13 protein-coding genes and 1 tRNA gene are annotated in these 23,267 nt (G+C 36.4%); 4 read left to right on the forward strand and 10 right to left on the reverse strand.

Translation table 11 applies throughout. The features are described 5' to 3' along the window. Positions 1-20 precede the first annotated feature (20 nt). The 3 genes from Arg41_RS06225 (at position 21) to Arg41_RS06235 (ending at position 7,957) form a co-directional block, all read left to right on the forward strand. Positions 21-2,069: a hypothetical protein gene (locus Arg41_RS06225; protein ID WP_092490598.1), complete on the forward strand. Its 2,049-nt coding sequence runs from the start codon at positions 21-23 to the stop codon at positions 2,067-2,069. Between the two features lie 224 nt (positions 2,070-2,293). Continuing rightward, on the forward strand, positions 2,294-3,097 hold the full coding sequence (locus Arg41_RS06230) for a hypothetical protein (RefSeq protein ID WP_092490599.1): 804 nt from the start codon (positions 2,294-2,296) through the stop codon (positions 3,095-3,097). A 204-nt stretch (positions 3,098-3,301) separates the two neighbouring features. Beyond that, entirely contained in the window at positions 3,302-7,957 is a 4,656-nt protein-coding gene (locus Arg41_RS06235; RefSeq protein WP_172792676.1) for a hypothetical protein, read from the forward strand. Between the two features lie 18 nt (positions 7,958-7,975). Here the strand turns inward: Arg41_RS06235 and Arg41_RS06240 are convergent, their stop codons facing one another. The 6 genes from Arg41_RS06240 to Arg41_RS06260 all read right to left on the reverse strand — a co-directional run bounded on the left by Arg41_RS06240 (position 7,976) and on the right by Arg41_RS06260 (position 18,637). Continuing rightward, positions 7,976-9,748: an alpha/beta hydrolase family protein gene (locus Arg41_RS06240; RefSeq protein ID WP_092343301.1), complete on the reverse strand. Its 1,773-nt coding sequence runs from the start codon at positions 9,746-9,748 to the stop codon at positions 7,976-7,978. 226 nt (positions 9,749-9,974) lie between these two features. Next, the gene (locus Arg41_RS08540; protein ID WP_420885865.1) at positions 9,975-10,184 is read right to left on the reverse strand and encodes a DUF3567 family protein; all 210 of its coding nucleotides are present in this window, start codon (positions 10,182-10,184) and stop codon (positions 9,975-9,977) included. Between the two features lie 56 nt (positions 10,185-10,240). Next, positions 10,241-10,375, reverse strand: coding sequence for a hypothetical protein (locus Arg41_RS08460; RefSeq protein WP_278183675.1), 135 nt, complete (start codon positions 10,373-10,375; stop codon positions 10,241-10,243). 93 nt (positions 10,376-10,468) lie between these two features. Beyond that, a complete protein-coding gene (locus Arg41_RS06250; RefSeq protein ID WP_092343299.1) occupies positions 10,469-12,112 on the reverse strand; it encodes an ATP-dependent DNA helicase in 1,644 nt (547 codons plus the stop codon). Next, a complete protein-coding gene (locus tag Arg41_RS06255) occupies positions 12,096-15,626 on the reverse strand; it encodes a UvrD-helicase domain-containing protein (protein ID WP_092490601.1) in 3,531 nt (1,176 codons plus the stop codon). The genes Arg41_RS06250 and Arg41_RS06255 overlap by 17 nt, the downstream gene beginning before the upstream one ends. Then, positions 15,623-18,637 (reverse strand): exodeoxyribonuclease V subunit gamma, encoded by a 3,015-nt coding sequence (locus Arg41_RS06260; RefSeq protein ID WP_092343297.1) that lies wholly within the window; start codon positions 18,635-18,637, stop codon positions 15,623-15,625. The genes Arg41_RS06255 and Arg41_RS06260 overlap by 4 nt, the downstream gene beginning before the upstream one ends. A gap of 77 nt (positions 18,638-18,714) precedes the next feature. Here Arg41_RS06260 and Arg41_RS06265 point away from each other — a divergent pair. Then, a tRNA-Asn gene (locus Arg41_RS06265) sits at positions 18,715-18,790 on the forward strand. Here the strand turns inward: Arg41_RS06265 and Arg41_RS06270 are convergent. Genes Arg41_RS06270 through Arg41_RS06280 form a run of 4 tightly spaced genes read right to left on the reverse strand, consistent with a single transcriptional unit; the run spans position 18,749 to position 23,210 of the window. Further along, positions 18,749-21,592: a valine--tRNA ligase gene (locus Arg41_RS06270; RefSeq protein WP_420885866.1), complete on the reverse strand. Its 2,844-nt coding sequence runs from the start codon at positions 21,590-21,592 to the stop codon at positions 18,749-18,751. The two genes, Arg41_RS06265 and Arg41_RS06270, sit on opposite strands and share 42 nt — an antisense overlap. 16 nt (positions 21,593-21,608) lie before the next feature. Beyond that, a complete protein-coding gene (locus Arg41_RS06275) occupies positions 21,609-22,604 on the reverse strand; it encodes an alpha/beta hydrolase fold domain-containing protein (protein ID WP_092343296.1) in 996 nt (331 codons plus the stop codon). Then, a complete protein-coding gene (locus tag Arg41_RS07965) occupies positions 22,561-22,722 on the reverse strand; it encodes a hypothetical protein (RefSeq protein ID WP_157722305.1) in 162 nt (53 codons plus the stop codon). The genes Arg41_RS06275 and Arg41_RS07965 overlap by 44 nt, the downstream gene beginning before the upstream one ends. Positions 22,723-22,751: 29 nt before the next feature. Next, on the reverse strand, positions 22,752-23,210 hold the full coding sequence (locus tag Arg41_RS06280; protein ID WP_092343295.1) for an RDD family protein: 459 nt from the start codon (positions 23,208-23,210) through the stop codon (positions 22,752-22,754). Positions 23,211-23,267: the final 57 nt, after the last annotated feature.

The following is a 23,267-nucleotide window of genomic DNA, read 5'->3' on the forward strand; positions in this document are numbered from 1 at the left end:
AAAATAAAAAGAGAAGAAGAATGGATAATCTGTCTGGAGCCAATTTACAAGCCACCAATCAAAATATCACCGATAATGGCAATAACGGTCGAATTGGAAATAGAAATCTGGAAGAGTCGAGCACAACAAGTTCCCCTAGAGCCAGCAACAGCAGTAGTAATGAAGGCGTATTCTTAAAAGTAAAAGCCACCAAAGTTTTGATCTTAAGTGATGAAGAAACAGCCCCAAGAGCACTTAGGTCACCAACAGGAACAAAAGTTTCTGCAATGGTTCGTGATATAGAAAATAGATCTAGTAAATCTGCCTATGAGGTTAGTACAAGGGAGCCTGTAACAAGAACAAAAGTTTCTGCAATGGTTCGTGATATAGAAAATAGATCTAATAAATCTGCTGGTGAAGTTAGTACAAGGGAGCCTGTAACAAGAACAAAAGTTTCTGCAATGGTTCGTGATATAGAAAGTAGGGCTGAAAGTAGGGCTAATAATCAAATAAATGATGGAACAGCTGCCAACAGAGGAGGAGGAATAGCTGCCAAAGTAGAAAGAGTACCTGGCAGTAGAGAAGAAATGACTGCACATGCAGAAGGAGTAACTGGAAGTGTAGGGGGAATAACTGCCACCAGAGGAGGAATAGCTGCCAAAGTAGAAAGAGTACCTGGCAGTAGAGAAGAAATGACTGCAAATGTAGAAGAAGTAACTGGAAATAGAGGAGGAATCGCTACCACCAGAGGAGGAATAGCTGCCAAAGTAGAAAGAGTACCTGGCAGTAGAGAAGAAATGACTGCACATGCAGAAGACGTAGCCACCGGTAGGAGAGGAGTAGCTACCCCATATCTTCCAGAATCAGCTCAATCATCTACACTCGATAATCAGATGAATACCCCCACCCCCGACAAAATTCCTACTGCCTCACCAAATGCTGACAGCTCGACAACTACAAGCAGTATCGGTAACGATAACAGTAGTAGCAATTCATCTGTAAACCCAAATGCTTCCAGCGGCATAACAAATACGGCAACAACAGGAGACATTAGAGTAGGAAACCAAAACCAAAACGTTGATCTTGGTGGCGTTAGCGTCACAGTCAATGTACCACCAGGATATGCATCACCGCCATCCTCTCCAGCTACATCAGCAGCAAGTGGTCCAGGTAGTGATGGTGGCACTTGTAGACTTAACTTATGGCTCGACAATGCCATAATTGTAGATTCTGGATTCGGATTCCCAGTAGCAGGGGGAAATGAAAGAGAAATACGTTTGATAATGAATACTCTAGCAAGATTAAACGAAACACCAGATGGCAAAAACATATTGGATGAATATGCTAGTTCTTATGCTAGTGATCCTGAGTTTGTAATCTTCCCAAGTTCAACGCTATCATCGCTAGGAATACGCACCAACCCTGGACGAAACGAAGTTACAGGAACAGACGGAATACGCATAGTCATACATGCACCAGACCTTGCTCCAGGAGAAGCAGCAACAGATGCTATGAGATCATCGTCATCACTACTGTCTACTATCCATGACATTAATACAAGACCAACAACAACTATTTTAGCAACTATGGCCCGCAAGACTGGGAGATCAAACAAATCTGGTCCAGGAAATGGCGGTAATACTAATTCGGTAGGAATGCAACCTCCTGATCCTGAACCAGCAGGTAACAATAACAGAGTTGATATACCACCACCACCTCCTCCTCCGCCACCACCTCCTCCTATGGGACAAGGGCGTCCAGGCCCTAGGGCTATGCCAAATAATGCTAATGCTGCTGCTGATTCATCTCCTGCAGAAAAAGCTGCTGCTGCTGCTAAATTAGCAGCAGCAGCAGCCAACCAAAACAGAGATAAAAGATTGGCAGCAATAGCGGATATAGAAAGCAAGAAAAGCCCAAGCGGCGGCATTAACACATTGCCACCTCTAGAAAATCAGCCTCAAGATCTTCATAGTGAATTAATGGCCAAAATAGCTGCTAGAGGAGCCGAAAGTGATAAATTATCAGCAGCTCGCATGGCGGCAATAAAAGAATTAGAGAATAAAGACAGAAAAAAAGATGAAAATAACTAGAGACAACGAAAATTAGATGCAGTAGAGGTACAGTAAAATTAATCAACAATAATCAGCGAAGAATTAACCAGTACGTCTGTAAGAACAAACCACGCGGAAGATTATGCGCTATGCAGTGTGCTGACATAAAAGTATCATTAAAAATAACAAATTTGTAATATCTGAAAGTAAATAATATCTATATCATGGTGCTGTTATCATTACCACATGGTGTAGAGGTGTCTATGAGCTCATCTATAATGCCAGCTGCAGATTCATCTGTAGAAATTGAACTAGATTCTAGTAGCAGTACGATGTCCGTAGACCTTGAGCAATCAGCAGTTGAATCTGATGGCATGCAGCAAGCATCTAGAGGGGGACCAAACGGAGAAGGATCTGATATCTCTCTCCTAACACAAGATGCCTCCTCCTCAGAAACAAGAAATACAGTTCAAAATCGGGAGTTATATTCACTTTTGCTCAATCCTGATCACCTATACACTCATCCCATATCTGCAAATGTAAGTGTGAAAATTTTTGCTCGTGATCCGGTCGAGTTGGCGTCAATACTAAAAAGTATATCTGCAATGAGCTCTCTTTCACCTGAAGAAATGAGAGGTAATTTTGTCATTTGCTCGCGTTCCATTATGATCGATTCTGGAATAGAAATAGGAGAAGGAGTAAGAACAATACGTTTATTGTCAGGTGTAAGAACTGATCCCCCTATCATATGCCGGTTACTAGAATATACCCCTTCTGGTATTCCATTACCTCAAGCTGGCAATTTGGGCATGGGTAGTAACACCGGCGACAACAACCCAATTCCTGAAGATGAGCATATACCCTTCCCCAGCACAAGCATGGGATTTACTGGAAGCAGAAGCTCAAATAATGACAACAAAACTAGTAGCGCTAGGACTGATCTAGAAAGTCTATTGCGACTAATTGCTCAAGAAAGAGGCAACTACAGGCCCGGTAATTTAGCAGAAGCTTCTGATGATAGCGAAGACGAAGTTGACGATATTGAAGATGATAGAAGTCGAGGGTAACACGTTTACCATTAGTGTCTAAATTGTCCCGAATGCAGCCACAACTTCGATACGTACCTGTGTGAAGTTTATTAGAGCTGGTTATACCGTCTGTGAACATATCATGATTGTCATCTAAGTACTAGTTTTAACAGGTAATAAACCTATATCATGCCATAAGAATTTTTCATATCATCTATCAACTAAAATTGGTCCCAGAGGTAGATGATGGATCTTGGTGACAGCACTGATCATAACAAAAGTGTTGGTGAAATACCGAAAGACGCAGAAGAAAGTAATGAACATGAAAACTTTGCATTAGAAGGGGCAAGCGCACAAGTAGATTCAGATTTTTCTCGCCTACAGTCATTAATAGGATTAGAAGTATCTGACTTTTCTCTTGGAAACGATTGTTACATAGATGATGATTGTCTATTTAATAAGCCTCCCTCCCCACAATTAAGCTCTGCAAACAGCTTACTGAAATTTATAGAAAAACACCTCTCTTCTTCAGAACAATTAACACAAGAAATTAATGATATTCAAAGTAGCACTTCAATTGATGAAAGTTTGGAATCAATAGCCAGTATGGTAGAAAAAAAAGACATATCAACAAAAAAAACTATCAAAAAAGCCGCTAGTAGATTTAGAAAAGCTTTATTTAAAGAAAAAGAACTAAAAGAAATTATCATAAAAAGATTAGAAAAACAAAAATTAAAGTCTAAACGACTAAGCACTGAATCTAAAAAATTAGAAGAAGAATTAAATAAAAAAATACAGGAGATAGAAGAAGAAAAATTACTAGAATTTAATGAATCATCATTAAAAACAATGAAATCCAGAGATAAAAAGATAGTTGAAATGGAAGAAAAATGCTTACTTGCAATAAATGCAAGAAAAGCGGAATTAGAAGAAGAAAGAGTTATTGCGATAAAACAGATTGAGGACTCAATTTATAATGATGTGAAACTAGTGGAAGAAAAATTAAAAGAACAAGAAATTAAAAATACAAAGCTGATACAAGAAGAGCATGATAAAACCCTTAAGGAACGAGAAAGTAAATTAAAATTAGATTTAGTAGAAAAAATATCAGCACTTGAATCAAAAATGGAAAAAGAGAAAATACATAAATTAGAAAAAATTAGAGAAAACTTTAAGGATAAAGAGAAGAAAGATATTACTGAACTACGCAGTGCTCTAAGAAATGAAATTTCATCAAAATTAGAAGAACTTAAATTAGCCAATGAAAAAGAAATATCAAAAATTACAATCGCCCTTAAAAACAAAAAAGAAGAAGAATTACAAAAAGAAATTGACTCCCTAAACAAAAGCATGGGACTAGAAAAAGATAGCAAAATTTTTCAACTAGAAAGACACTACGAAGAAGAACTTGCTAAAGTAAAATCTAATCTTGAAGATAAGACGAGTAAAGATATTACTAAGTTTGAAGAAGAATTAAAAATTAAATTTGAATCCGATCAAGATCGAATAAAACAAGAATTTGAATTAAAACTAAAAAAAGAACTATCTTTAGCAGAATTATCTACACAAGAAGATCTAGAAAATAGGATTGCTCAGGTAACACATAATACCAATAAAAAAATATCAGATTTTGAGAAAAATGAGAGAGAACGACTAGTTAATTCTATAAATGAAATAAAATTAGAAACTAAAAAAGAAATTGATGAATATAAATCATCAAAATTGATTGAATTAAAAGCAGAATTGTCAAATTATGATTCAAAAATGGAAAAAGAAAAAGAAAAATTATTTGCGGAAGAAAAAGATAGGTTAAACCTAGAGGTAGAAAAATTCAAAGATGATGAAAAAATAAAATTTGAATCAACCATAGCAACTATAGCAGCTGAGCACAAAGAAAATTTGGCTAAAGAAATTTCTCTTATTAAAGAAATCCATCAAAAAGATATAGACAATTTAGTTAATATCCAAGAAGAAAAATTAAAACAAAAAATAGAAGAAGCCAAATTAAAAGAAGAGGCAATAATATCGATAGCTATTGAGTCTATCAAAGAGGAAAATAAATCTGAATTAGAAAAAATTAAGAATAAATTGCAGCTTGAATATCAAAAAGAAATAGATCTTTTTAGGTTACGTAAGAGTACAGATTTAGAGGATAAAAAATTGCTATGCGAAAAAGAATACACTGATATGTGTGTTTGTCTTGATAATGAGTACAAAATTAACTCAGAAAAGGCGTTAAAATCTAAAAAAGAGATGGAAGAAAAATTAAACACTGCTATTTCCGAGGTACTGCTAGAAGAGGAAATCAAACTATCAAAAACAAAAGAAGAATCTAAAAAAAGAATAACTACTGCCATTAATAAATCGAAACAAGAAGAGGAAGAATGGATATCAAAAGTTAAAGTAGAATCAGAAGCAAGATTAAATACCGCTATCGATAAGGCCCAAAGGGAAGAAACGGAAACTTTATTAAGAGTAAGAGAAGAATCTGCAGTAAAATTGACCGATGCTATTAGTAAATCACAACAGGAAGAAAAAGAAATTCTACTAAAAATAGAAAAAGAATATGAATTAAAGATAGTTGATGCCATTAATAAGGCAAAACAAGAAGGGGAAGTAGCTATATCAAAAATAAAAGAAGAATCTGAGACAAAATTAGCTACTGCAATTAATAAAGCAAAACAAGAAGAAGAAGAAACTATATCAAAAATAGAAGAAAAATCAAGGGAAAGAATAAATAGCACTATTACCAAATTACAAAGCAAAGAGGAAGAAGAATTATCAAAATTACAACAGGAATATGAAACAAGAGTAAATGCTGCCATTATTAAATCACAACAACTAGAAGAAGAAATGATATCAAAAGCAAGAGAAGAATCTGAAACAAAATTAGCTGCTACTATTTCTAAAATAAATCAAGAATCAGGAGAAGAAATACTAAGAGCTAAAAAAGAATCTGAAGAAAAATTAGTTGCTGCCATTAATAAGACAAGACAAGAAGAAGCAGAATCGCTATCGAAACTAGAGAAAGAATATAAAGAAAGAACATCAGCATATATTACTGAATTACAAATAAAAGAGGAAGAAGAATTATCAAAATCACAACAAGAATATGAAGCAAGAGTAAATGCTGCCATTGTTAAAGCACAACGACTAGAAGAAGAAATGATATCAAAAGCAAGAGAAGAATCTGAAACAAAATTAGCTGCTGCTATTTCTAAAATAAATCAAGAATCAGGAGAAGAAATACTAAGAGCTGAAAAAGAATCTGAATCAAGCGTAGCAGATGCCATTAATAAAGCAAAACAAGAAGAAGCGGAATTACTATCAAAACTAGAGAAAGAATATAAAGAAAAAGTAGCCAATTATCTTACTGAATTAAAAAATAAAGAGGAAGAAGAATTATCAAAATTACAACAGGAATCAAAAGCAAGAATAAATACTGCCATTATTAAATTACAACAAGCAGAAAAAGAAAAACTATCAAAAGTAAGAGAAGAATCCGAGAATAAATTATCGGCTATAATTGATAATATAAATCAAGAATATGAAGAAAAAGTATTAAAAAATGAAAAAGAATCTAAATTAAGATTAAATGATAAGATTGATAAAATAAAACAGAAAGAAAAATATGAATTATTAATGGCAGAAGAAGAGTCTGCATCAAAATTAACAATTGCCCTCAATAAAGCACAACGGGAAGAAGAGGAAACTTTATTGAAAATAGAAGAAGACTATGAAACAAGAGTAACTAATGCTATTACTGAATCGCAGCAAAAAGAGAAAGAAATACTGTCAAAAGTAAGTGAGGAATATTCAAAAAAATTAGATACTGCCATTGATAAAATAAAACAAGAGTTAGCAGAAAAAGTATCAAAAGCGGAGGAAGAATCCAGAATAAAACTAGCCAATAACATTGCCGAAGCAAAACAAAAAGAGAAAGATGAATTATCAGTAGTAGAACAAGAATTTAAAGCCAGATTGGCTGCTGCCATTACTAAGGCACAAGAGGAAGAGGAAAAAGTACTATCAAAAGCAAAAATAGAATCGGAAGCAAGGTTGGCAGCTGCCCTTGAAAAACTACAACAAGAGGAGAGAGAAAAATTATCAAAAACAAAAGAAGAGCCGGCAGCTAAAGTTACCGCTCTGCACCAAGAAGTAGAAGAAAAATTATCAGATACAGAATCCATCAGTGCTGATCAACCATTTAATGATATGTCTTGTGTTGACGGAGTCCCAAAAGAAGATAAATCCTCAAAATTAGATCCTGTAGTAAAAAGAAAAATCAAAGCTACTAAAATAGCTAAAAAAGAAGGCACTGGATCAGGAGAAATACCTGCGGAAGAATCTCATCAATTAAATTTAGAAGAAATTATAATAAAAAATAAAGAATTGCATAACACTCTCTTGCTAGATTTTGCTAATAGTAGAAATTTGTATTCCCATGAATGCAACGGAATACCGATGTTATTATATGCTCGCACAGAAAAAGAATTGTCTAGCATCATAAGATCAGTTGAAATGATGTCTCGTATCTTGTCACGTGATCAACAGCACTTATCATTTTCCAAACCAGGAATAATTTGCTCTTCAAAAATTTTAGTTGATAATGGTATCGAGATTGATGAAAATAAAATACTGCGCATTACCAAAGAAGAAATAGGTACCGGAATTACATTTATAACAATTGGTATAGGAAACATTGAATTATTAAGTAAACAATATAGTATATCAAGAATGCAACTTCCACAATTTGCAATTGATGAAATCAGTACACAAAGAAGGAAAAAAGAATCCAAAAAATCCAGAATACACCGAGACAAAGTACGATCTAGGGAAAAGAAAACCTATGCCGGAAAAATAACTTCATCATCTAGCGAGCATGAATATGATAGCTAGAATTATTTATAGTAATAATTAATTAGGAGGGATATCTTTCATAATATCCTCTATCAACCAAGGCACACAGGAGATATGCATCCATTCAGGGTGATCCTTAGATTTAACCAAAGATACAACAACTTTAGAAAATAATACATTCTTACGACAATCCCCTTCATAAACTGATAAAAACCCTTTATTTTTCAATTCATGTAACAAATCTACAGTGTTTTGATAAGAAACTATAGGATCAGATTTCTCATGGTATAAATGAAATTCAACTGATGATTTAGGTGCAATTTCCCGCAAAGACAAAAGCTTATTAGTAATAGTGTCAACAGACATCCCGGTGTAAATATTTCTGTACTTTCCTTCAAAAATTTCTTTTACAAATGACCTTTTCGGTAACCCTATAATATCGTAGAATCCATAATCAAAAGCATCAGCAGACATGTCATTATATGCAGCTATTGACCTAAGATACTTACGCATAAAAACGGGAAGAAAGAATTTATTAGAACGGATATAATGGAGGTATCTATCTTTCTTTGAGTCATTACCGATAACCATACTTGCGTAGGAAAAAAACATCTTTTCTAAGTTATAGGGACCATCAGCGACATATACATATTTAACCGATCCAGGATCTATGGCTAACATATATCTAGCCATGGCCATGCTGGTATGGGCACCCTGTGAAATACCCATCAAAGAATCACCTGCTCTTAGTTCTACATGATAGCGATTCCTGAAGTAACCACGAATAGCCGTAATTAAATCATAATACTCTTGAGATTCTATTATCTGCATTAAGTACGGTTCTGTTTCATTTTTAGTCAATCCAAATCCGAATCCATCTGAAGAAACTACAACATATCCACGAGAAGATATTAGTGCACCCACAATAGTTTCGAAGGTATTAGTATCTGTCTGTGCGGACCCATTTAAAACTGTGGCATGCTGATAAGAAAAAATTGGGATATTGGAGTAATCAATATTTTTACCTTCTGGTATTATAACAATTGCACTTAGGTGTGTAGGAGAACCGTATGGATCAATTGTGCTATAGATGACATAGTAAAAAGAGACACCATATAGCGATGCTGGGTAAAGAACATGAGGAAAATAAAGAGACATCACTAAATTAAGTGCGGAACCACTAAAATTTCCACGAGATAGATTATGAATTTTACTTATTATGCCCTCTCCTATAGTGTTTCCTATATTAACAAATGCTTTCCAAGCTTTTGCATCAGTAGGCAACTCTGACTCATGAAGACCAAAAGAAATTTTAGTGGGAGCAGTACTAACTTGCTCTCTGCTTAAATGATTAGTACGGCTCAGGTGAGGAATAAATATATTTAATGGTAGAATGGATATGATGCGGCCTCGATTATATATATCACTTTCTGAGGTAGTAAAAGATGATATTTTGCGACCACCAAAAAATATGGTGTGTTTGGTGTTGGGAGTAAAATTCCTTAGTGTACGAACTGTAATATCTCCGTAAAAACCATCACCGCTTATAGACCTATACTCATCATGTAATAAAAGGCGAAGAGGAACTATTCTGTCTTCGCCATAATGCACGGTAACATCCATGCATGCATGTAGTCTGTTAGATGTATAAACTATAGATATATCCGAGTTCATTGGAACTTTGATAGTACCTTCTCGCGGAATAACACTTCTGACAACACAGGAACCATCGTCGAAGTAAGGCGCACCACGACCAGAGGCATAAATAACACCTGACTGAACGGAAAAACAAAGTATCATAATGATGAATTTTCCAGCCGTAGACGTCATCACTTCCCCATAGCATCTATATGGAAATACCAACCACCAACCATATTACAGCATCAACAAGTGTGTAAATTACAGACAAGAGGAGAATAGACAGTTGGAACCCTCACACATCATGGAAAGTTACCACAAAAGCAGAATTATTTTCACAAAACCAGAACGATCTTAGCAATACAGAAAAGCACCAAAAACCTTATCAAGGTTCGCTTATCAGCAAAATAATGGTACGTCAATGAACAACTGCAGGCAAGCTCATGAAGACGTCAAACGAAAGCAACAGATTTTCCAAAAGTTCTTCGGAATTTTCTAATGCATGCTGGGAGTCAAAAGCCTCCTCCAGCTCCTTCCTGAAGCGTACGGCAACACTGCCCGTTATGAACCCAATCAATCCTACGTCCTTATTCAGGATTTCGTAAGCTTCGTGCTTGGGATACTCCACGATAGAAAACCGAGGGCTATTGTATACAAGATTTATTGACAAACTTCCTCCCGAAATCAGAGTGACACCATGGACCGAAAAAATACGCAACTCTTCGCAAAAACATCAACTCTGCCATGACAATTATGAAACTCTACTAGTGAATAAAGACGCCATCTTTTTGAAAGCAATCTCTGAGAGCTCCACGCCATTATGGGCACATTAATCTATTTTGTAAACATCACCCATCAAAATGAAAGCAATACAATTTAATCTAACAAAAAATAAATATGGTCATCAATAATCTACAAGAAAAAATCAAATAACTGATTTTGAGAACAGCACAGTAAAATGTGTTTTTTTGCACGTGTCACAGCAGTGTATAACCACACTCTAGAAAAGAACATTTTCTTACCTGGAGGAACTAAAATAGCAACAGAAGAAAACTGAGAGCCTTGAGATTTATGCACTGTAATGGCCCAAGCTTCCTGACAAAGTGGCATATCATGCCAAGGAACAAATCTTGCTCCACAGTGAGTAACAAAAAACACACCTGGCTGACCATCTTGCCAATGAAAGATGCCAACATCACCGTTGTACAAATCCTTATCCGGAGTATTTTTCAAAACCATTAGCGGAGTACCAGAAAAAAAAAGATGATAGTGCTTAGATCTATTCAAACGCTTAGAAATTATCTGTCCAATAACTCTGTTAGTATTCTTAGTACCTAAACTACCTTCGGAAACAGCACATAACACACGGTACTTAAAAAGAGCGTCAAACCAAGCATAAATATCGTCCTCAGAATCTACAGTTTTCTCATACAAACTGTATCCATCCACTATGGTGCTCCACAATCTTTCGTGGGAAGTACATACGGGATCAACGAAATCAATATCTGATTTAAAAATTTTTCCTTGAAATATAAATTCTTCTATAATGTGGATGTTGCTAGATAAAATTGACTCTGCCAAGAGGGGAATTTCCTTAGACAAGAAGCGATAGTTTCTTTTCAATGTAATCACAGGTGATAAATTTATCCCTGAAGGAAGTAGTACATTAATATCAGTATTAACAATTTCTCTAAATACAGAGCCACCCTGTACCGGTCCTAATTGGCAACTATCGCCCAACAATATGAGACGTGATCCTTTCTTCATGCGGTTCATCAATGTCTTCATTAGACAAACATCCAACATAGATGACTCGTCAACAATAACAACATCAAAGGTAAGCGGAAAACACTTGCATCTATGTGGATAACCTAGAAGTCTATGAATAGTTTGAACCAAATATCCAGACAAACTTAATCCCAAATCACTATTAGCAAATAATTCCTTAACTTGATCAAAAATATTGATCAAGTTCATTGCTGCTTTTCCCGTTGGAGCACAAAGAGCAATCGAAAAACTTGGGCACAGCCTGTAAAAAGCATTCAGTATACCAATTAAAGTCGTGGTTTTCCCTGTTCCTGGACCTCCGGTAATAACAACCCAAGGAAGAAGAAGAGTCGTATACACAGCCCTCATCTGATCCGTGTACTCGCACTCACCCGGAAAAATTAATCTGACTACAGAATCTGCTTCACCTACAGGACAAACAGGATCTAGAAAAGATTTTCCTAAGAAAGATTCACAAATAAACCTTCTGTCCCTAGAAAAACTATAAGTAGAAAAATAAAGTCCATCTATTAAAAATGGCGTTTTAATTTCATCTTCGTACCTAGAAACTACTCCTGTACCCAGCAAAAGATCAACATCTAAAGGCAAAACATACGTCTTCCCTTCACCATGCAACCAATTATGGCAAAAAGAACGAACATACTTAACCAACACAGACTTAGATTCAATTGAACAACAAAAATTTACTTGCTTACAAGACCAATCAACAAACATATCCACCCAACTGTCTGATAAATCGGCCCGTGCATCATCACCTGGTCTTGCCACTACTAACAAACTCCTTCCAAGCCATAATTAGATCATTTGATGGGCGTTTAAACCAAATACCAGATCCCAACTTTTCTCCAAATCCACGAAGAAAAATGTAGAATACTCCTCCAAAATTAACGTCGTACGAGTAATTAGGTAGCTTTTTATGCAGCCATAAATTAATTGACCATACATATAGCATGGCCTGCAAGCCGTAACCCTCATTCAACATAACTTTTTCCAAGGAATCATAGCTATAATCATCGACACCAACACCCAGGTCATTAGTTTTCCAGTCAATGATATAGAATTTACCGTCGTGTTCAAAAACAACATCAATTACCCCGCGTAAAAACCCTGATGGCCAATCATCTGAAATAGATGGAACCGGCCAATCGTGATCACGCAATAATGACACAGCATCATAAACACAACCTGGATTCCATGAATATAAAAAATCTAACTCGTGAAAGCGATTATTGGCATTTATTGATGATAGAGATATATCTAACGGAAAAAGTGCTGTAGATAGCCAATTTGGAAGATGCCGTAAAATAATATCAACTATATAAGGATGAAAATTTGAATATTCCTTATATTCATCTTGTATGTGCAGTAATTGATCGTTCCAAAGTAAGGAATCGGTATAGTTAATAACTTCAAGTACACGATGAACCATAGATCCTAAAAAACGCGATCCTGGTACAATCTTGAAGGAGTCCCAAGGAGAAAACAGCGATTTCTCTGCAGGCAATTGTGCGGCACCATATAAAAAATGGTGGCTAGAACCCTTCCACAATTTACTAAAACTTGAACAATGCCAAACTTCATCGATTAATTTCCTGTTTGATAAATCAACGTTACAGGGTAAAACACCAGAATTAGGCACATAAAAATAAGATTCTGTAGCTAAGTCACACTCTGAACTAATGGATACTCCTATGCAATCATCACACCACTTCTGCCAACAATCGTCCGAATAAACAAGCTTAGATTGAGATAACCAATCACTGTAATCCTTATCACAGCTCATCAACAACCAATTCATCGCATTAAAAAGTTGCTCTCTGGGATAACGAGATTTATAGTTACCAAGCACCAAGTACACTCCTTCACAAGCTCTGGTTAGTGACACATAAAGCAACCTAACTTGTTCAGCCAAAATTTCCCTCTCATACGTATGAACTCGCTCGTTATACTTAGATGATCCCCAATCACAGTAATACCCCCCTCGCTCTCTAGTAATTATAGGGTAAGGCGATGCTATAGAGGGAACTGACCATGAAAACGGACAAAAAACAAATGGATATTCCAAACCTTTAGAAGCGTGTTGGGTAACTATTAATACTGCATTATCAACATAATCCAGTCGAAGTCGATAATCATCAAGAACATATCCGCGATGAGCATCATCACGGCGTTTATCAATTTCATGAATTAGTGTAAGAAGATCACGGCATCGTAACCAATCCGATTGCAATATGTCTATCAAATGAAATAAATTAACTATATGTCTCCTACCATTATCAATTTTCATCAAACGAAGCATTACGCCATAGGTATCACAAAATTGATAAAAAACACTCGCCAATCCATAATAGTGTAATTTTTCAACTTCTAGCGGAAATTTTTGAGAAAAATTCTTATAAAGATCTGATTTATAATTCAATTCATCAACAGAAAGACCAATAAGGGGAGTCATCATCAAGGCCCTATATTTAGTAGCATCCTGAGGATCATATAGTGCCCACAAAAAAAGTATGATCCACTGCGCCTCCTCCGAAACAAAAACACTAGCTTGATGAGCCTTGGTTGTTGGTATTCTCCTCTCCCGTAAAGCATTTTGAACTAAATCTGCCTGATAATGCGAATGAACCAAAACAACTACATCACCCGGAGAAATTTCTCTATTAACCCATTTCAATTCCCCTCTTTGAGCTCGCAGCAACAAAGAAAGTATTTTTTGAGCAACATTATTTGCAGACCAAATAAGTGCCTGGGTTTTAGTTAATAAGGAAGGTAAAAATGAAATTTGAATAGGTGGATCAGGATTATCTTGTAATAACGAAGATTTTTTTTTTGAAAAAACTGGATAATATTCTATCCCCTTAAAAATAAATGGATCCTTCTTATTAAAAAACAGATAAGAAATTCCACTTAATAAATCAGGAACGGAACGATAGTTGTCAGTGAGAGTATACCGCTTAACATCAATATCACTAATAATATCGAGATAGGCATCTATATCAGCGCCGCGGAAACCGTAAATAGCCTGCTTGGGATCTCCAACATAGGCAATAAACTGATTAGGTAAACAAAAAACTTTACGGAATATATTTTGCTGTAAAAAATCTGTATCTTGGCATTCATCAATTAAAATGTATGGAAACTGCTGCGCAACGTACAGTGCCACATTATCTTTACTACTAAGCAAATTGTGGAAGGATCGCAACAAATCATCATAAAAAACAACTCGTCTATGTTTTTTTTCTTCATCCAAGAATTGTTGAACTTTTTGGGTCAATAAATGCCAAAATCGAGCACTGTCGTATCTAAACCAATCATGCAGAAAACTATAAGAACACTTCAGCTTTGAAATAACATCCAATAATGGGTGAGAAACCATTCTAAACGATTTTTTCAAATGCTTTTCAAGTGTAGGATAAGTTAATAAATCAAAATCATCTTTCCATTCAAAAATATCATTAGATAGCATAGAATTACGCAAAACATCTAAAAGATTAGATATCTTAGTATCCGTATAATATCGTGCACTAAAAGATCCTCTACAAATCTTTGATTGAAGGTCAGTAATTGTATCTATATTTAAAATAGACAATACATTTTTCCTATTTATTTTTATATCTACTAAAAGATCTGATAGAGAAATTTTAGGAATAATAGGTAACTCCCAAACAACATCTTCACGAAAAACCCAAGGTTTCATAAAATTAATTATTTTTTTAGGATTTGGATATTCATTCAAAAATTTTCTGAAAGCACATAAAGAATAATCATCATGTTTTGTAGGCCAGTACGTAGGATTAAAAAACATTCTCATAGTTTGTATAACAGCAAATTCATAAACATCACTAGAATCAGAAATAACATTTTGATCTAGCAACCATCCAGAATCGAAATTCATCTCCCTTAAAATACGTTGACAAAATCCATGAATAGTATATATGGGAGATTGATCAAAATCATAAAGAGCACATTTTATGGACAATATTAAATCGCTACGTGAACGCTTAAGCAGTAACTTCGATAACCACTCATACTCAGGTAATAATTCCTCTTTATGATGGGATAAGGAATATAATAGGAAGGTTAAACGTTGTCTAATCCTTTGCCTCAATTCTGCCACAGCAGAACGAGTATATGTTACTACTAAAATAGATTTCACATCACATGGTTCTTCAATAGCTAGTCGCAAATATAAAGAAACGATACTCCATGTCTTACCAGTACCAGCACTAGCCTCAATCAAACAACGACCATTAAGAGGAATTGACCATATAAAATGTGTCATATTAATCTTTTAAGATAAGAGTCCCAAATCAATTTGGCATAAAAATCAAACTGTGAATTAGATAAAGCATCAGCTCTACCAAAATCATAAACAAGCTGGTAATAAGGATCATTTAGTTCACCACCTTGCCACTCATTTCCTTTCCAAATACTATAAGCATAAGATAAATTACTATTTTTTATGGCATATTCATATGAGGTTCTAGGAAAAAATGGCACTACCCCCTTCAAAGAATTATGACAAACTGAAATTAAATCATCCCAACAGCTATTGGCTTCATTTTTAGTCAGAACATCTAAGGAAATAACTTCATCTGGTGTCACTAACAAACTATGGTTCTTAGGAGAAGAAGCAGCACAGTAAAAAATATGCTCAATCCAAAAGCGAAGATAATCATCAATAAATGCTTTGGGCAATATTTTAATCATACGAAAATCAGCAACAGATATAGTACCAAAAGACCCCTTATCTAACTCATATGACTCCTCAGATAATTCAATATAAGGAACAGCATTAAGATCTAGGCGCTCTTTAATTAATGCCACAGATTTACATAAAATATCCCACTCCCTTTCTCCATAGATACCATAAGGAAAATCTATACTATTTTTGGTATCAGAAAAATTGAGATCAGAAATAAGACAAGACATTATCCATTTTTTTTTACTAGAAATATTCAGGGAAAATGGTTCATCATCACGTTTTACTCCATATGAAAAGCTAGCATTAACATTGGCTATTTTGGTCAAAAAGTACCTAATTGGATGCGACAATATTCTTATTACATTATCAAGATTAAAATTAGATAATGAAGAAACGTAACCACTGGTAGAAGTTATTTTATTTTCCTCACTAAAAGTACCATCCTTAGTTAAATATTGCACTTGTAATGAACAATGATCATGAAAAAATGATTTCTCAACCTCTTCTCGAGGATGAGAGCATTTACAAAAAGGAAGCTTATCGGAGAGATAACGCACTATGTCCTCTATCAATACGGAAGGAACACACAGAGAATAATTATTTTGTCCCCACGCAACGTAACTTAAGTGGACATAATCTGCTTGCATAAAAGAATCAAGAAAAGTGGCTCTATCATCACGAGAACAATTATCATCACCTGGGCGAGGAAAAACAGACATCAAATCATAGTGGCACTTCATCAAAGGTCGTGGAAATATCCCCTCTCCTAAACCTAAACAAGCTAAAACCTTATATGGCAAACCTGACAATCCACCATAGTAAGTAACGGTAACCGAACCGGAAGGAACTGAGCCACGTAGAGGTTCATTGAAAGAGCTAATTAACATTTCCATAACTAAAGAAAAATCAACAAGTTCCTTGCCTTTATAAAAAGCAAAAAAATTATTTTCCCAATTATCATAAATCTCATCCAAACCTCCACACAGCTCTGAAGGACACCACTTACTAATAGAATCTTTGATCCAAATTACCCAATCTAGAATATAATGTTTTTTTCTTAGCCGCTCAGGCCAATCGCGCAATAAATTAACTAAAAATGATATTACACCCATCTGCTCAACACTCAATGCATGCAAATCATTATCAAAACAAAAATTATTAAATAAATTATCAAGTGCAAATATCCATGTATGTCTATACTCTTCAACTGCCCAATCTGCACGGTGCATGGAATCCAAGCCCCAACGCACACCAAGATCGTAAATAATCTTCTCCAGATCTTGCCAATCTTTTTGTGTTAAACTGAATGATGATCTAACAATAGGCAACCTAATCCATGATAAAACTAGTGAATATTCGTAACGTGAATTAATAATGTTAAGCCACTGAGAAATAGCAACACTAATATCTGTCATATCTCTGCGCGGTAATCCGGTAATAGTGTAGGGAATAAAGTAATCTGAATTTGAAAACACTGCATCTACCCAACCTACATTCTTAGCTAGATTCGGAACCCAAACTAAGACTTCACTTGGATTAATGGATTCATCTTCATGAAACAGTTTTTGGAGACGTCGATGAATAACATGTAATTCATCGATAAAATGACAACACCTATGTATCTGTAGCGACTCATCTGGAAGCAAAATTTCTTCATCAGACCAATTTAAAATATCGTTTTGTATTCTATGAATAACACTATCTTTAGCAGCAACACAAAATTTTTCTTCTGTTGGAACATCATGTTGTAAAAACCACTCTATCAAATCACGACGTGACCTCCCCCATGCAGCAAGCAAAACATTTCCCGTCTCTAGATAATCGATCGACTTACTATTTTTTATTTCCCGATAAGTAAGATCTGCTTGATCACGGATATCACCCCAATAATTTTCACATGGGTTTATAATCCAAATAGTTATGTCCATCCATCTTGATAGAGCACAATAAGCTGACCAGTACAGAGGAGGAATAGAGGCTAAGCAAAATAAAGTAATCGATTTAGGGGCAAAATTTGGCAAAGGAATAGTATCAGAGGTGCTAATATGATTGATCCAATCAACCAAAATTTCTGAAGAAAAATCGTCATCCGCAAGTTTAAACCACAAAGAGGCTTGCCAGTCCTCGCTTGCTCCTATTGATAAATATTCACCATTTCTCCATGCGAGTATCCAATCTGGACGGTAGCGATCGTACCTATCAAATGTACTGAGTATCTGCGATGCAAGGTAATATCTAGAAACATCGTTAAGATCTAAGCTGGAAAAAAAACCATGTTCCTGGTTATTACATAGTTCTCTCCAAATACGGTAAAAACGCTCACCTTGGATTCTTTTAGTAATACTTTCATCAACACGTTTGTCTAAATGGCCTACCATTGACCATAAAAAAGAAGCCGGAAAATCAAATGACAAACCAACACAAATGCCATCTTGATCAGCAATCTGATAAGCAATCCAATCCGCGTGTCCACGGCTAGGAACAATAAATCGGTGAGTCCTACTCCAAATACACTCACGAGAAAAAGAACTAAATATATCCTTTGCAACATCAACAAGACGGTTGAAATATCGCACCTGTAATGACACTCACCCCCCAAATATATCAACACCTACAATTATCAGCCTTGACCGAGGTGGACGAATTATACATAATGTCATCCTGTTCCTCGATAGCTCAGTTGGTAGAGCAACGGACTGTTAATCCGTGGGTCGTTGGTTCGAGTCCAACTCGAGGAGCCACTGTCTGATCTTCTTCAGCTGTTTCTCTATGGACATTAACTTTTCCTCGTTTTCTTTTAACATTTGTTTTTGCCTGTTAACTACGTTGGCTGGTGCCTTGTCGCAAAAGCTTGGTTGTGCAAGTTTTTCCCTAATTAATTGGCAATTAGCCATTATTTTGTTGTGCTCTTTCTCGAGACGTTTTTCTTCATTAGCATGGTCTATGGAGACATCTAAAGCTATAGTTAATCCATCAACTTGCCCTTTAGGGGCAAAGACAGAGTCCATATTATCTGTAAAAGATATATCGCTTACTTTTGCCAACTGCCTCAAGTATCTGCTGTCGTACGGCCAAAACCCCTTCCTCTCCACTATCAAGGATACCTTATGTGATGGAGAAACTTTCATCTCTGAACGCAGGTGGCGAATGGCCGCAACCATTTTTTTAAATGAAGCCATAACACCCTCTGCTGTTTCATCATTACAAGAATGATCGTACTTAGGGTACCCTAGCTCTAGTATCGAAGGAAAAGAACGCATATGAATAAGGGGAGAAACGTTCTTCCACAGTTCTTCTGTTAAGAAAGGAATAATAGGATGAGCCAACCTCAGTCCTATATCAAGCACCAAACAAAGAACATAGGATGTGTGAGAAACAACCTCTGATCTAGAATCAGCAAGCTGTACTTTTGACATCTCAATATACCAATCACAGTACTCATCCCAAAAAAAAGAGTGAATAGCTTGCGCTGCCCAATCAAAACGGTACTGCTGAAATGATTTATGCACAGTATCAACGGTACGATTTAGCACAGACAAGATCCATTTATCCACCCAGGATGAATAGGAGAAATCACAACGAACCAATTTACCATCAACGTTCATAAGAACAAAACGAGCAGCATTCCAAAGCTTATTACAAAAATTACGATAACCAGCACAACGATCTAAATCAAATTTTATATCCCTACCAGGACTAGCCAAGGATGAAAAGGTAAATCGCAAAGCATCCACTCCATAGGCCTGGATGCCGTTCGGAAATTCCCTCAATGTACGCTCAACAATATCACTCTCCTTAGATGGATTCATAAGGGCAAAGGTTCTCTTTTTGAGTAATTCTTCCAGGGAAATACCGTCAATCAAGTCTATAGGATCCAAAACATTACCTTTGGATTTAGACATTTTCTGGCCTTCTCCATCGCGGATTAACCCATGAACATAGACTGTACGAAAAGGAACCTTGCCTGTTATGTAATTGGTAATCATAATCATCCGCGCCACCCAGAAAAAAATGATATCGAAACCAGTAACCAAAACAGAAGACGGCAAATATAGGTCCATAGCTGGGTTGGAAACATCAGGATACTCGGGAGTCCAACCCAAAGATGAAAAAGGCCACAAAGCGGATGAAAACCAAGTATCTAATACATCAGAGTCCTGAATAAGGGTGCCAACATAACCGTCCTTACGTGCTAACTGGTAGGCCTCATCTTCATCATGAGCAACCCAAACACTTCCATCATCAGAAAACCAAGCAGGAATACGATGACCCCACCAAAGTTGTCTCGATATACACCAATCCTGTATTTCAGAGAGCCACCTGTAGTAGGTGTTGTACCAAACATCAGGAACAAAAGTAATCTCTTTTCGCTTACAAAGATCCAAAGCTGGCTCTACTAAAGACTTCCAGCCACCAGGAAGTCCATTACATTGAGTGATAGAAGTCAAATCTACAAACCACTGATCAGTAATACGTGGCTCTAAAACAACCGATGTTCTATCCCCGCGAGGCAGTACAAGTCGATGAGGTTTCTGATCGACCAAAAAACCAGTATCTTTAAGCTCTTGCAACAAAATTTTTCTAGCATCATAACGATCCAGCCCTCGATAGGATTCAGGAATTTCTCCGACAAGACGACATTCATCGTCAAAAATGGTTAGAAATGAAAGCGAATACCTAATGGCCCTTTTATAATCGTCAAAATCACTAGCCGGGGTAACCTTTACGCAGCCAGTACCAAATAAAGGATCAACTGAATCATCAGCAATTACTGGAATCGATCTGTTGCAAATGGGCACAAAAACATGCTTTCCTATCCAAGATTTATATCTATCGTCATCAGGATGAACCGCAACAGCAACATCACCAAACAATGTTTCCGGGCGAGTAGTAGCTACGATAAGACAGCCATTACCATCAACAGCACGGTAAGAAATATACCAAAGGAATCCATCCTCTTCAGTATTAACAACTTCCAAATCAGAAACAGCAGTTTTTAGAAGTGGATCCCAATTAATAATTTTCTTGCCACGATAAATAAGACCATCACGGTACAAACGTACAAAAACAGCAGTCACATTCCTAGAAAGAGCAGAATCAAGTGTAAAAGACTCCCGTGACCAATCACAACTAACACCAAGGCGACGCATCTGAGTAGTGATCTTACCTCCGGATTTAGACTTCCAATCCCAAACCCTATCTAAAAAACACTCACGACCCAGATCGTGTCTAGTCTTACCTTCGATAGCCAATTGCCTCTCAACAACAATCTGCGTGGCAATGCCTGCATGATCAGTTCCTGGTTGCCAAAGAGTGTTGTAACCGCAAAGATAGTGATATCGAATTAGGATATCCATAAGAGTCTGATTAAATCCATGACCCATATGCAAAGTACCAGTAACATTTGGAGGAGGAAGCAATATGCAAAAAGACTTAGATCTTCTACAATCGCAACCCATTCTGAAATAGCCGCGAGCCGACCATTCATCGCGCCAAAACGCTTCAATCGTAGCCGGATCATAACTTTTGGAGAGCGACACCACAAAATACCTCAATTCTTCATAATCGTGACTGGGACTCAATAAATCTACCAGCGTCTTCCAGGGCTTGCTCCGCAGTCACCGACAATTCATACAGATGGTGAAAATTGTGCGTCATGTTAGGGTAAAGATGCAACCTAAGATTTTCATTAAAACAAGAGGCATCAGAAAACATTTGTTGCAAAGAAGGAACGAAAAAATCGTCTTGTCCTGCCTGAATAATTATCGGTGGCAACTTAGACCAGGATGAATCCACAACAAAATCTGATGGAGAACCCATCAAACGCCGGTGAGAAAAAACATGATCAGACAATAACCAATCCCCCCGATAATTTACTCGATCGCGAAGAGTACGATCCCAAGAAGTAGATAAAAAAGGACTCATCAGTACAGCAGATGCCGGCTGAGGCAAAGACCTTTTTTGCAATTGCAATAATAACGATAGTGCTAAAGAAGAACCCCAGGATTGACCAACAACAGTAATGTTTGCAGGAGAAACACCTTGCCTCAACAAATACTGATAAGAAATTAGGGCATCATCGTACTGGGATAAAAAATCGTGCTCCGGAGCCAATCTGTAATGTGGCAAAAAAACTCTAGACCTAAAAAAATGAGAGAGAGCCAGCATGAAGCGTTTCTCCAGGGCAGAAAAGAACAGTCCCCCACCATGAAAATAAAGCACTACAGCATCCCCTGATGATACTACCCACTCCGCAGATAGGTGCTGGCAAGAAACTTCCTCCCTAGACATAACAACAGGAGACGAAAATGGACAAAAAGAACATGAGTCCATGAATTTTCTAGCTTCATGAATGCGAGAGCCATCAGATTCAGCAAGGTAGACAAAAGCCCCCATTTGCCTACGGCGGAAACTATTTAAGAAAGAGAGATGACGACTGGTAAGAACTCGACCGGGTGAAATAAAACGTCTAAGGTATGGTAAAACATACGAATCGTAAATAGCACGGAGGCTATTCCTCGTGTTCTGAAAAATCGAAAGCGCCAAGTGTAACATAAAGTATTCGTCTCCTTAAGGTGAAATACCGACTCCTATTTCTGTTGGAACCAAATGGAGACACCCAACCGACATCATCAAAATCATCATAAAATCCACACTCAGTAGAAAAAATCATACAACCCCCCAGTAATAGAAGAAAAATTATCAAACTAAAATCAACATAGTTTTGCACCAACGATCGTGCAAAAACTGCCTATCTTTGTCAAAAAAAACCCAAAAAAAGTTTATCGGAAACAAGGCAAAAACAAGAAAGTACCTAGCCCAAAGACGACTTTTAGTCAATTTATGTCCATCACGACAAACCAATTTAATACGCCAAGATTTCATAGCCAAAGTCTGGCCAGACATATACCAACAATACGTATAATAAAAACCAGTAGTAATCAGGAAAAACAACTGAGCCAAAAAAGAATGCCAACCAGTAAGAGACACAATAACCGAATGCTGGCGCGAGGGAATAAACCCTACAAAGTACTCAAAAATAGTAACAAAAACAGCCAGAAACAACAAAATTGAGAATAAAAACACCATTTCGTATAAAATAGATAAAAACCTGCGCCCCGTCGATGCTAGGAATTGATCTCCAGCCACTGGATGCATCATAACTTCCTCTATCTCCTGTCAAAAAGGAACAAATAATGTTATAGAATACCAACAATG

Source organism: Candidatus Ichthyocystis hellenicum, assembly GCF_001460935.1.
Classification (GTDB): Bacteria; Pseudomonadota; Gammaproteobacteria; order Burkholderiales; family 2013Ark19i; genus Ichthyocystis; species Ichthyocystis hellenicum.

Bases quoted from the DNA above. Each gene is read 5' to 3' on its own strand.
- Arg41_RS06225 (WP_092490598.1), top strand. From the start codon at position 21: ATGGATAATCTGTCTGGAGCCAATTTACAAGCCACCAATCAAAATATC.
- Arg41_RS06230 (WP_092490599.1), top strand. From the start codon at position 2,294: ATGAGCTCATCTATAATGCCAGCTGCAGATTCATCTGTAGAAATTGAA.
- Arg41_RS06235 (WP_172792676.1), top strand. From the start codon at position 3,302: ATGATGGATCTTGGTGACAGCACTGATCATAACAAAAGTGTTGGTGAA.
- Arg41_RS06240 (WP_092343301.1), bottom strand. From the start codon at position 9,748: ATGACGTCTACGGCTGGAAAATTCATCATTATGATACTTTGTTTTTCC.
- Arg41_RS08460 (WP_278183675.1), bottom strand. From the start codon at position 10,375: ATGGCGTGGAGCTCTCAGAGATTGCTTTCAAAAAGATGGCGTCTTTAT.
- Arg41_RS06255 (WP_092490601.1), bottom strand. From the start codon at position 15,626: ATGACACATTTTATATGGTCAATTCCTCTTAATGGTCGTTGTTTGATT.
- Arg41_RS06275 (WP_092343296.1), bottom strand. From the start codon at position 22,604: ATGTTACACTTGGCGCTTTCGATTTTTCAGAACACGAGGAATAGCCTC.
- Arg41_RS07965 (WP_157722305.1), bottom strand. From the start codon at position 22,722: ATGATTTTTTCTACTGAGTGTGGATTTTATGATGATTTTGATGATGTC.
- Arg41_RS06280 (WP_092343295.1), bottom strand. From the start codon at position 23,210: ATGATGCATCCAGTGGCTGGAGATCAATTCCTAGCATCGACGGGGCGC.